General features: G+C 63.2%; 8 protein-coding genes. 3 read left to right on the top strand and 5 right to left on the bottom strand.

All coding sequences use genetic code 11. The features are described 5' to 3' along the window. Positions 1–69 precede the first annotated feature (69 nt). A complete protein-coding gene (locus tag OH764_RS02250) occupies positions 70–1485 on the bottom strand; it encodes an FAD-linked oxidase C-terminal domain-containing protein (protein ID WP_498847885.1) in 1416 nt (471 codons plus the stop codon). 507 nt (positions 1486–1992) lie between these two features. Here OH764_RS02250 and OH764_RS02255 point away from each other — a divergent pair. Together OH764_RS02255 and hmpA are read left to right on the top strand one after the other, a co-directional pair. Beyond that, the gene (locus tag OH764_RS02255; RefSeq protein ID WP_498847886.1) at positions 1993–2547 is read left to right on the top strand and encodes an ATP:cob(I)alamin adenosyltransferase; all 555 of its coding nucleotides are present in this window, start codon (positions 1993–1995) and stop codon (positions 2545–2547) included. A 104-nt stretch (positions 2548–2651) separates the two neighbouring features. Beyond that, positions 2652–3857: an NO-inducible flavohemoprotein gene (gene hmpA / locus OH764_RS02260; protein WP_498847887.1), complete on the top strand. Its 1206-nt coding sequence runs from the start codon at positions 2652–2654 to the stop codon at positions 3855–3857. A 239-nt stretch (positions 3858–4096) separates the two neighbouring features. Here the strand turns inward: hmpA and aroG are convergent, their stop codons facing one another. Further along, positions 4097–5170 carry a 3-deoxy-7-phosphoheptulonate synthase AroG gene (gene aroG / locus OH764_RS02265; RefSeq protein ID WP_020069697.1) on the bottom strand — a complete coding sequence of 358 codons (1074 nt, stop codon included), beginning with the start codon at positions 5168–5170 and terminating at the stop codon, positions 4097–4099. A 57-nt stretch (positions 5171–5227) separates the two neighbouring features. Here aroG and OH764_RS02270 point away from each other — a divergent pair, with 57 nt between their 5' ends. Next, positions 5228–5410, top strand: a complete 183-nt coding sequence (locus OH764_RS02270) for a hypothetical protein (RefSeq protein ID WP_169740531.1) — start codon at positions 5228–5230, stop codon at positions 5408–5410. Positions 5411–5513: 103 nt separating this feature from the next. On the opposite strand, the gene tldD is transcribed toward OH764_RS02270, so the two are convergent. From tldD to OH764_RS02285, 3 genes are all read right to left on the bottom strand, one after another. Continuing rightward, positions 5514–6980, bottom strand: a complete 1467-nt coding sequence (gene tldD / locus OH764_RS02275; protein WP_088173110.1) for a metalloprotease TldD — start codon at positions 6978–6980, stop codon at positions 5514–5516. A 99-nt stretch (positions 6981–7079) separates the two neighbouring features. After that, the gene (locus OH764_RS02280; RefSeq protein ID WP_498847888.1) at positions 7080–7973 is read right to left on the bottom strand and encodes a carbon-nitrogen hydrolase family protein; all 894 of its coding nucleotides are present in this window, start codon (positions 7971–7973) and stop codon (positions 7080–7082) included. 173 nt (positions 7974–8146) lie between these two features. Next, positions 8147–12334, bottom strand: coding sequence for a YhdP family phospholipid transporter (locus OH764_RS02285; protein WP_498847889.1), 4188 nt, complete (start codon positions 12332–12334; stop codon positions 8147–8149). Between the last annotated feature and the right edge of the window lie 3 nt (positions 12335–12337).

Below are 12337 nucleotides of genomic sequence, written 5' to 3' on the forward strand. Positions count from 1 at the left end.
GGCTCGATAACGCTCAGCCGCGTTCAGTCCTGCTCAATCGTTCCCGACCACGCGCCTTGAAACGACGCGTCAGGCGGCCCAGCTGAAAATCTTGCCGGGGTTCATCAGATTCTGCGGATCGAGCGCGTGTTTGATAGAGCGCATGGTGTCTACCGCAACGTCGCCATGTTCTTCCAGTAGAAAATCCATCTTGTGCAGACCGACTCCATGCTCGCCGGTGCAGGTGCCGTCCATGCGCAGCGCGCGCTGCACGATGCGATGGTTCAACCGCTCGGCTTCCGCAAGTTCTTCCGGTTTGTTGGGATCGATCAGGATAGCGACGTGGAAATTGCCGTCGCCGACATGGCCGACAATCGGGCAGGGCAGCGGCGACGCCTTCAAGTCCTGTTCCGTTTCGACGACGCATTCGGCGAGCCGCGAGATCGGCACGCAGACGTCGGTCGTGACGGCGCGGCAACCGGGCTTCAGTTGCAGCATGGCGAAATAGGCATTGTGACGCGCGTTCCACAGACGGCTGCGGTCTTCCGGACGCGTCGCCCATTCGAATCCTTCACCGCCGTTCTGCGCGGCAAGTTCCTGCACGAGTTCGGCTTGTTCCTTCACGCCGGCCTCGGTGCCATGGAATTCGAAGAACAGTGTGGGCGCCTCGCGCAGCGTGAGATTCGAATGCCGGTTAATCGAGCGGATCGCGAGCGCGTCGACAAATTCCACGCGCGCAATCGGCACGCCGATCTGAATTGTTTCGATGACGGCGCGAACCGCGTCGCCCATCGACGGAAATGCGCAGACAGCGGCGGACACGGCCTCCGGCTGCGGATAAAGGCGCACGGTGACTTCGGTGATCACGCCGAGCGTGCCTTCCGAACCGACGAACAGACGCGTGAGGTCGTAGCCCGCGGACGATTTGCGCGCCCGCGTGCCCGTCTTGATCACGCGGCCGTCGGCCAGCACCACGGTGAGCCCGAGCACGTTCTCGCGCATCGTGCCGTAGCGCACCGCGTTGGTACCTGACGCACGCGTGGCCGACATGCCGCCAATGCTCGCGTCCGCGCCCGGATCGATTGGGAAAAAGAGGCCGGTGTCGCGTAGCGCCTCGTTCAACTGCTTGCGCGAAATGCCTGGCTCGACGGTGACCGTGAGGTCTTCGGCGTTTATGGACAGCACGCGGTTCATTTCCGACAGATCGATCGATACGCCGCCTTGCACCGCAAGCAGGTGCCCTTCCAGCGACGAGCCGTTTCCGTACGGAATGATAGGTACGTTGTACTGGCCGCACAGCTTGACGGCGGTCTGCACGTCTTCGGTGTTGCGTGCGAAGACGACGGCGTCGGGCAGTTGGGGATCGAACGGCGATTCGTCGCGGCCGTGGTGTTCGCGCACGGCTTGCGCGATCGACACGCGCTCACCGAACGCGTTGGTGAGCGCGCTCAGCAATTCGCCAGGGAATGGCCGGCGCAGCGCGGCCGGCGGAACGGAATGATTCACGCATGTCTCCTGTGTCGACCGGCGTTAGTGCTTCAGCACTTACGCCGGTCCCATCAATAATGTGCATTCACGTTAGTGCTTCAGCACTTACGCCGGTCCCATCAATAATGTGCATTCGCGTTAGTGCTTCAGCACTTACGCCGGTCCCATGAATAATGTGCATCCACGTTAGTGCTTCAGCACTTACGCCGGTCAGCACCATGAACAGGTCTGTTAGTCGTTGTCAGGCGAAGCTGCTTTTTGCAGCAGGCACTTCATTTTACGCCGATCGCTTTCTGCCGGGGGCGGGCCGCTCCCATGCTTCTGGGGCTTCGCGCCGGCTATCGCTCCTATAATGGCGGCGGCTACTGCCTCCGCGCAACATGGTTAACGCGGTGACAAGACAGAGATGAGGCGGCAGATGATGCGGTGACCGATCTGCCGCCACCACAGTGCAAGAAACCGGGACTTTAGTCGGCGACCGATACGCTATCGGCGCGGACTTCATCATTGGTGCAGGGAGAAATCATGGGTAACCGTCTGAGCAAGATTGCCACTCGTACCGGCGACGACGGCACCACCGGTCTCGGCGACGGCCGCCGCGTCCGCAAGGACAGCGCGCGCATTGCGGCGATCGGCGACGTCGACGAACTCAATTCGAATCTTGGCGTGCTGCTGTGCGAGCCCTTGCCTGATGCCGTGCGAGCGGCGCTGGTCTCGATCCAGCACGATTTGTTCGACTTGGGCGGCGAACTTTGCATTCCCGGTCACACAATGATCACCGACCGCCATCTCGCGCAACTCGACGGCTGGCTTGCCGACTACAACTCTGCGCTTCCGCCGCTAAAGGAGTTCATCTTGCCGGGAGGCTCGCGCGCGGCGTCTCTCGCGCACGTTTGCCGTACGGTTTGCCGCCGCGCCGAACGCTCGATTGTCGCCCTCGGTGACGAGGAGGCCGTCAACGCCGCGCCGCGACAATATGTGAACCGTCTGTCGGACCTTCTGTTCGTGCTCGCGCGCGTGCTCAATCGCGCTGACGGCGGCGCGGACGTGCTCTGGCAGCAGGATCGAGGGCACAACTAGGCGCCACGGCCGCTTTCAGCACGCGACAGTGGCCTGCGACAATCTGTCTGAGCAAGTCACTCCTTAAAGATGTATCTTATATGCATCTTTAAGGAGAAGTATAAATGACCGCCCTGACCGCCGAACAGATTGCCCGCGTCAAAGCCACTGTGCCCGTGCTTGCTGAGCATGGCACGACCATCACGAAGCACTTCTACAAGCGCATGTTTGCGCACCATCCAGAGCTGAAGAATCTGTTCAACCAGACGCATCAGCAAAGCGGCAATCAGCCCGAGACGCTTGCGCGCGCGGTGTATGCGTACGCAGCCAACATCGACAATCTGGGCGCGCTCGGCCCGACTGTCTCGCGGATCGCCAACAAGCACGCGAGCCTGAACATCCGGCCCGAGCATTACCCGATTGTGGGCCGCCACCTGCTGGGTGCAATCGTCGACGTGCTCGGCGACGCGGTCGATCAACCCACGCTCGACGCCTGGCAAGTCGCGTACGGTCAGCTTGCGAACATCTTCGTGAGCACCGAGGCGAAGCTGTATGAAGGTGCGGCCTGGAGCGGCTTCCGCCCGTTCAAGGTGGCGCGCAAACAGGTGGAGAGCGACGAAATCACGTCGTTCTATCTGACGCCAGCCGACGGTTCGGCCGCGTGTGACTTCGAACCGGGTCAGTACGTGAGCGTGAAACGTTTCGTCGACAAGCTGGGTGTCGATCAGCCGCGTCAGTACAGCTTGTCGGACGCGCCGCATGGCAAGTGGCTGCGCATCTCCGTGAAGCGCGAAGACGGCCGCGAAGACACAGCGCCCGGCCACGTGTCTAACCTGCTGCACGCAGATGTCGAAGAGGGCACCGTCGTGCATGTGAGCGCGCCGATGGGCGACTTCACGCCCGATCGCAAGAAAACCACGCCTGTGGTGCTGATGAGCGGCGGCGTGGGTGTGACGCCGATGACCTCGATGCTGTCAACTATCCTCGCCGATGGCAGCGAGCGGAGCGTGACTTTTGTTCACGCATGCCGCAACGGCCGCGTGCACGCGTTCCGGCAGTGGCTCAACGAGACGGTCGCGTCGCATTCGAACGTGAAGCGCGTGGTGTTCTACGAAGCGGTCGGCGAGGGCGACCGGCGGGGCGTGGACTACGATTTCGACGGTCGTCTCGACGTAGCAAGAATTGCCGAGCAGGTCGTCGTGCCGGACGCCGACTACTACATCTGTGGACCGGTGCCCTTCATGCGCGCGCAGTGCGATGCGCTGGCGGCGCTCGGCGTGGACCCGGCGCGGATTCACACTGAAGTCTTCGGTTCGGGCGTGGTCGAGTGAAACGTAGCCGTACATGGCAAGCTCCAAAAAAAGCTTAAGGGACGCGAGTCACGCACGACATCGTCAACGTAACCGGCGGCTTCCGCTCACCGCAAGTCATGCTGAGACCGACGATGACTTGCTACGGAACTGAGGCGGTCCATCCAGCAACATTCATCCGTTTGGCCAGAAAAAAACCCGGCTCGTCGAGCCGGGTTTTTCATCTGCGAACTGCGTCACACGACGCAATCGAACAGCAATCAGTTGCCGCTTCCGCGCGCCACGCGCCGTTGCTTGACGGCGTCGGCGAGACCTTCGAGTACGGCAACGCTTTCGTCCCAGCCGATGCATGCATCGGTCACACTCTGCCCGTACGTGAGCGCGCAGCCTTCCTGCAAGTCCTGGCGGCCGGCCACCAGATGCGATTCCAACATCACGCCGATAATTCGTTCGTCACCCGAAGCAACCTGCCGGCCGATGTCCGCGCACACCGGAATCTGGTTCTCATGCTTCTTCGAACTGTTCGCGTGGCTCGCGTCGATCATCAGGCGCGCGGCGAGACCTGACTTGCCGATGTCCGAACACGCCGCGTTGACGCTGTCCGCGTCGTAGTTCGGCGTCTTGCCGCCGCGCAGAATGATATGGCAATCCTCGTTGCCCGCCGTCGATACGATCGCCGAATGGCCGCCCTTGGTGACCGACAGGAAATGGTGCGGCTGCGACGCGGCTTTGATCGCGTCGACGGCGATCTTCACATTGCCGTCGGTGCCGTTCTTGAAGCCGACCGGGCACGACAGTCCCGAAGCGAGTTCGCGGTGCACTTGCGACTCGGTAGTCCGCGCGCCAATCGCGCCCCACGAGATCAGATCGGCAATGTACTGCGGGCTGATCATGTCGAGATACTCGGTGGCGGCCGGCAGCCCCAGTTCGTTGATGCGCAACAGCAGCTCGCGCGCCGTGCGCAGCCCTTCGTTGATCTTGAAGCTGTTGTCCATATGCGGGTCGTTGATAAGACCCTTCCAGCCGACCGTCGTGCGTGGCTTTTCGAAGTACACGCGCATCACGACTTCGAGTTCGCCCGCGAAGCGCTTGCGCTGTTCGACGAGGCGCCCAGCGTATTCCAACGCCGCCTTCGTGTCGTGAATCGAGCACGGTCCGACGATCACGATCAAGCGGTCGTCCATGCCGTGCAGAATGCGATGCATGGCGGTGCGTGAGTTGTAGATCAGATCGGACACCGCTTCGTCGCAGGCAAATTCGCGGATCAGGTGCGCGGGAGGAGTGAGCTCTTTCAATTCGCGAATGCGGACATCGTCGGTGTTGTGCGGGGGCATGTTGTTCTCCTGAATCGGTTCGTAGCGTGTTCGCGCAGGCGCTGCGTGCAAAACATAATGTTCAAAGACGGAAGGCGAAAAAAAACCGCCAGACTCGCTGGCGGTTTTTCGGGAATTCTCGGTGTTCTACGTGCACTAACACCCCTCTCGATCCGCCAGCGGTCTGAGATACCAGAAAAAGTAAAAGTAAAACTTGGCGGACATGGCGAAATGGAGTCGCTGGTCAAAAAGGGTGAATGACTTTATAACCCGGCTAAGCTCGACTGACAAGCACCGGGGCCAGAAAATGCGGAAAATCCGCATGATTCACTCAGTTGATGCACGAATCATGCGGCGAGTTCAATTAAGCCGTGCCGCCAACCGTCATCCGGTCGATGCGCAATGTCGGCTGCCCGACCCCGACCGGCACGCTCTGGCCTTCCTTGCCGCACACGCCGACGCCTGAATCGAGCTTCATGTCGTTGCCGATCATGCTGACGTATTTCAGCGACTCCGGACCGCTGCCGATCAGCGTCGCGCCCTTGACCGGGTACGTGATCTTGCCGTCTTCGATCATGTACGCCTCGGAGGCCGAGAACACGAACTTGCCGTTGGTGATGTCGACCTGGCCGCCGCCGAAATTCACCGCGTACAAGCCGTTTTTCACCGATTCGATGATCTCCTGCGGGTCCTTGTCGCCGTTGAGCATGTACGTGTTGGTCATGCGCGGCATGGGCAGCGCCGCGTACGACTCACGGCGTGCATTGCCCGTGACCGGCATCTTCATCAGACGCGCGTTGAGCGTGTCCTGAATATAACCCTTGAGAATGCCGTCTTCGATCAGCGTCGTGCACTGCGTCGGATTGCCTTCGTCGTCGATGTTGAGCGAGCCGCGGCGGTTCGGCAGCGTACCGTCGTCGACGACGGTCACGCCCTTGGCCGCGACCTGCTCACCGATGCGTCCTGCAAACGCCGACGACCCCTTGCGATTGAAGTCGCCTTCCAGACCGTGGCCGATTGCTTCGTGCAGCAACACGCCGGGCCAGCCCGGTCCGAGCACGACGGTCATCGCGCCGGCCGGCGCCGGACGCGCTTCGAGGTTCACGAGTGCTGCGTGCACCGCGTCGTCGACGTAACGCGACAGCACTTCGTCGGTGAAATAGCTGTAGTCGAAGCGGCCACCGCCGCCGCCGCTGCCGATCTCGCGGCGACCGTTCTGCTCGGCGATCACCGTGACCGACACGCGCACGAGCGGACGGATATCCGCGGCGAACCCGCCGTCGCTGCGCGCAACCAGCACGACGTCGTATTCACCGGCGAGGCCCGCCATGACTTGCTGGATGCGCCGGTCGCGACCGCGCGCCATGTGTTCGATGCGCTCGAGCAGCTTGACCTTGGCGGTCGCGTCGAGCGAATGCAGAGGATCGGCGGGCAGGTACAGATCGCGCCCGGCAATGCCGGTCAACGACGACGCCACCTTGATTTTCTGCTTGCCGCCGCCCGCCTTGGCAATTGCTCGTGTGGCAATGGCCGCCTGGCGGATGGCTTCGGGCGACAGGTCGTCCGAATACGCGAAAGCCGTGCGGTCGCCCGACACGGCACGCACGCCGACGCCCTGGTCGATGCTGAAACTGCCCGACTTCACGATGCCTTCTTCCAGACTCCATGCTTCGCTGCGGGTTGCCTGGAAGTACAGGTCCGCGTAGTCGACGCGATGCGTGAAGATCTCAGCCAGCGTGCGGGTGAGCAGGGACTCGTCGAGACCGTAGGGCGTCAGGAGGATGTCCTTGGCGGTGGCGAGATTACGGATACCGGGTTCGATGATATTCATGCGAAGTATGTTCTGCTCGATACGAAGGATTCGGTTAGCGCCACCAACACTACCAACACTATATGGGTGAGGGGCGCCGCAGTTTCAATGTCAATGAGTCTAGCTCAGCACCCGGTGACGCCAGGCGGGCAGGCTCTGCCGCACTTCGTCGATACGCGTGCGCTCCAGTGTGCCGGCGACCACGCCGGCGCCTTCGTCACGCACTGCCACGATTTCACCCCACGGGTCGATCAACATACTGTGGCCCCACGTGCGGCGGCCATTCTCGTGCTTGCCGCCTTGCGCCGCGGCTAGCACATAGCACTGGTTTTCGACGGCTCGGGCGCGTAGCAGCATCTCCCAATGCGCGCGGCCGGTCGTGTAGGTAAACGCCGATGGCACCACGATCAGCGCGCAATCGCCCATGCGCCGGTACAGCTCGGGAAAGCGCAGATCGTAGCAGACCGACAGGCCGACACGGCCGAAGGGCGACTGGAAGGTGCGGACCTCGTCGCCGGGGCAGATGGTGCGCGCCTCGTCGAACGATTCCTCGCCTTTCTCGAAGTTGAACAGATGAATCTTGTCGTAGCGGGCCGCCTCGTGTCCTCGCGCGTCGAATACGAGTGTGGTGTTCAATACTCGCGACGGCTCGGGCGCCGTGACCGGCAGCGTGCCGCCGATCACCCACAGCTTGTGACGGCGCGCGGCATCCGCGAGAAAGCGCTGAATCGGGCCGTCGCGGTAAGACTCGCGCACGGCCAGCTTGTCCGTGTCCTTGAAGCCCATGAAGCAGAAGTATTCCGGCAGGAGGACAAGCTGCGCGCCATCGGCCGCGGCTTCAGCAATCAGGCGCTCGGCGTCGGCCAGATTTCGATCGCGGTCCGGCGTGCTCACCATCTGCAGCGCCGCGACGCGGAACGTGCTCTGTGTGCCGCTTGCCTGCGCAAGCTGCGAGTCGCCTGGCGCGGCCGACAAAGCAGGGGACGAAGATGAAGAGACGTGTGTTTCGCTCATGAGCGTTTCGAGAAACTCCCGGCAAAGGCGGCGGCGCGAAATGCTGGCGCCGCATACGTCGTTCGTGGCTGGCTCCAGCACCTGGGTTCGGAGCTCGGTCGATCCGTAACCCGCCGACAGCGTCGAACCCGCCGTCGACTTGGAGCTTGAGCCAAAGCTTCAACTGAAGACGCTTACTGAGCGACCGCGGTCGAAGCTGGAGCGTCCATCTTACCCCGATCGTTCTTGACCCGCTCGATGTGCGGTTTCGACCAGGAGCCGGTGATAGCGTACTCCCGCGCGAACGCGTGCGAGATCGATTGGCTGAACGCCAGATCCGCCACCAGCGCGCCCAGGCCGAGCAGTGGATTGATTACCGCGGCCGCGACGACCGCTGCGCCGGCGCTCACCGTCGGCACGATCCGGACATGCAAATCCTGCGTTTCCTGAGCCAGATCGACGGAGCCCTTCATTTCGGCGCGGGCCGGCGCGGTCACCATCTCGAAGTTTTCGGTGCGGCCGATGCCGTTGTGAATCTGTGCGGTTCCCGTGACGTGCTCGAACGGCAGACCTTCGCCGATCACGTCGCGAAAGTTCAGCGTCGCGAAGCGCGCGAGGCTTTGCAGACTGAGGACGCCGAGCAGCTTGGCGACGCCCGGATCGACCTTGAGAATCTGGCCGTGACGAAGATCGACGGCCATGTTGCCGTTTAGCGTCGGGTAGTCGATCGTGGTCGGGCCACCGCGCCACACCATCTTGCCCGATAGCGTGCCGCTGCCCGCCTTCAGCGTGCGCGGCTGGCCGAAGCGCTGGAGCAACCCGCCCGCGTCCTTGATGTCGAGCTTGAAATCGAAGACGGTGCGCCGCGACGTGGTCTCGTCGGCGGAGTTGGCCAGTTCCGTCGAGGTGCGCCAGTTCGCCGTCGCGGTGAGCGTGGCCGAAGGATTTGCAATGTCCAGCTTGTCGAGTTGCCAGACGGGCACGCCGTCTTCGTTGAAATTGTGCGCCAGCACTTCGAGCCGGCCGATATCGCGGTCGCGCACGATCAGTTCGTTCACGACCAGATCGATCGACGGCATGTTCTGCACCGGAGCCGAGATAGCTTGACCGAGCAGATCCTTGTCGGCCACCGACGGAATCACCACGCGCGCAAAGCGCGCCTGCAGCGTGCCCGGCGACGCCTTGTCGGCGCCCGGGAGCCACGAAACGTGCCCCGACACCTGATTGGACGCGATATTTGCCTGCCATATGCCGTCCGCGTGCGAAGCGCCGACGATCACGCTGTCCCAATGGCGCTTGAGCAGCGTCAAAGTGCCGATGTGGAGCGCGAAGCGGCTCGGCAGGAACTGCGCGACGGTCGGGTTGGGGGTGGCAGGCGTGGCCGTTGCAGCAGGCGCTTCCTTGTTGCGCATCTGTGTAACAAGGAAGCGCCATGCGTCGGCATCGAACGTTTCGACGTCGACCGCGGCGATTACCCCTTCCGAAGGCAGGTCGGCCGGCCGGTTCACGCCGATTGCGCCGCGCAGCACCGTCGGCGGGCTTTTCGGCTTGTAGTCCAGCAAGTAGCGCGCGGCGATCGGACCAAAGTTGAGTTCCGCACGCTCCAGTCCGCTTTCGCCGGCAACCGTGGACGGCCCGGCGGCGAGCCGTAGCGGCATTGGTGTGCCGACCGGCTTGTTGAACGGCGCCGGAAAGTCGAGCGCGAGGCCGGTCAGGTCCGAGTTCATGGTGAGTTGCGGCAGCCTGCCTTTTGCGCCGCTCACATTGAGCGCGTAAGGGGCGCTGCCGCTCATCCGCGTGAGCACCTGGGCCGCCGGACCATGCAGGCCGAGACCGCGCGCGGCATCGACGGCGAGATGGCCGTCCAGGTCGAGAGCGTAAGTGCCGTCCTGCTTCAGTCCGCCGCTTGCCCGCAGATCGCCGCCGAGAAACTGCGCGGTGAGCCGGTCGGTCTGCGCGCTGCGTTCGGTAAAGTGCACTTTGCCCCTCAGCTGGGACAACGGCGGCACGTTTTCTACCGTCAGTCGATTATTCTCGAAGCCAAGCGCGCCTTCCACGCCGATATGCGGCTTGGGCGTGCGCGGAACCGTCAGCTTCAGCGCGAGTGAGGCCGGCCCTTCGGCACGGATCTTCTCGGTCTGGTGCCGCGCCATGATGCCGAGCGAGCTTTCGTTCACGTAGTCGAGCATGTCGGCGAGCGGCCCGAGCCCGTCGCCCTTGATCACGAGGTTCGACTCGCGCGTGCCGAGGTCCTCGATCCTGCCGTTCACGCCATGCAGCGCCACGCGTTTATAGCGTGCGCGGTCGATGTCGAAGCGCAACATCTTCTCTTTGAGTTCGAACACGCCGTCAATGCCGTCGAGCGGCGGCCACACGTTCGGCGTGCCGTTCCTCATCTTGCGCGGCGGGTATGGCGAAGGGTCGAATTTGCCGCCCTTGAACGGCGCGACAATGTGAAAGACGCCCGCGTCGGGATCGCGCGAGTAGGGGAATTTCGTCAGATCGCCATGTATCTCGATCGTCCCGCCGCGCGACATGCCGGCCTGCAAACCGTGACCAAGATAGATGCGCAGCTTTTCGCTGATGCTGGTCGGAAGATAACGGGCGATGCGCGAGACCTGCGCGCGTTCGAAGTCCGCTTTCAGGTCGAGCGAGCCGCGGCCGTGGCCGGGGTTGCTGTAGTCGGCGGTGGCGCTCGCCGCGACGTCTGCATTCGAGACGCCGAAATCGGCCAGTTTCACTGTGAACGCCGGGTGGTTGTCGCCGGGCGCCTTCTTGCCGATGGTCCAGTCGGCGCGACCGTGCAGATGGTCGAGCTTGAGACGCGGATCGTCGAAGACACCTGGCAGCGTGATCGCCACATTGGACGTGTCGAGCAAAGCCGTGCCGTGACGTTGATCGGCGTCGACAGTGCCCCAAAGATTCTCGATACCCGGAATGCCCGCACGCGGGTGATTGCGCGCGGTGAGCCCAGGCGGCGGTTCTTGCGCGGCGAAGCTGATGCCTTGCAGATCGCCCTTGAAGCGATAACGCTCGACTGGCTCGGCGCCCGTCGCGTGACGGTCGCCGCCAGGCTCGCCCGATTCCGGCTTGCCGCGTTCCACTTCGATCAGATAGTTGGCAACGATGCCGCGCGGGTTGTAGCGCACGAGACCGTTCAGAAGGGGCCGCGGCAGCGGCAACGCGCGGCTGAATTCCGCGAGAATGCCCAGGTCGACGCGGTCGCCCGACACGCTCATGAGCTGTCCGTTTTGCTGCGACGCTTTGCGATAGTGTCCGTCGAGCGTACTGAACGTTAGTGTGCGCGTAAGCGGCGTGCCGTCCTCGAGCGGCGGCTGGCCGAGTTCGGCGCGCATGTCACTCAGTTGAAGCTTGTAGTCGCCCTGATCGGCTTCCATGCGCCACCCGAAATGGGCGACCGGCACAAGCAGCTTCGGCTGCGTGGGCCGCACGCGTAACGCGACATCGGCGCCGGCCATCTGGCCGCTTGCCGACTTCATGCGGCCGTCGGCGAAAGCGACCCAGATGGCGTTGTCGATGCGGCCGGCGAACGTTTCGATCGGAATCCTGACGTAACGCGCAAGCGTCGGCAGATCGACCGGCCCCGTCGACACATAGGCCTGTCCCTTCCAGTTGATCGGCTTGCCGATCGCCGCGAGCGGCGCGTGCCGGAAATGCGTGCGGAAATCGATTGGGCCGTGAAGCAATCGGCCATCCGGCGGCGCCTGCAGGGCAAGGCGGTGATCGTAGCCGTCGTTCAGGATCGCTATGCGGATGTCGCGCAGCGCGAGTTCCGGCTCGTTACGCTGGACGTCGCGCCAGCGCAGCACGCCACCGCGCACGACGATCGCCTGCTGGCGCACGAGCCACGTCGACAACGTGTCGTTGCCGCTGTGACGGGTCGGCACCGGCACGCCTGCGACCGAGAGCTCCCCGTCGCCGCCGCGCGCAATCAGCACATCCGGTTGATCGACGATCAGGCTCGAGAGCGTCGGATAGAACTGCCAGAGCGAGCGCCACGACAAACTCGCGGTGGCGTGCGGTATGGTGAGCGCGGGTTTGCCGTCACGATCTCGAATCACCAGGTTAGTGATGTCGAGCCCTGGCTGGAACCCGCTCCAAAGCGGCGCCAGCTTGCCGATGGTGAACTGCGCGTGCAGCTTTTCAGAGACGGCGGCTTCGATGCGCGGGCGGAAAGCGTCGGCGCGCGGCAGCACCACATAGCGCAAGCCGAGGTACAGTCCCGCAGCGATGAAATAGAGGACGAGCGCCAGCGCCAGAACGACGTGAAGAGTCCGGCGCAGCACGACGTGGTCGCTTCCGCTCAGAGGCCGGGCCTGCCCGGTTTCCTGCGGGTCGGCGGATTCGTTTCGCTCGGACATGCT

Origin of the sequence: Burkholderia sp. M6-3 (assembly GCF_050858985.1) — a bacterium.
GTDB lineage: Bacteria > Pseudomonadota > Gammaproteobacteria > Burkholderiales > Burkholderiaceae > Paraburkholderia > Paraburkholderia caledonica.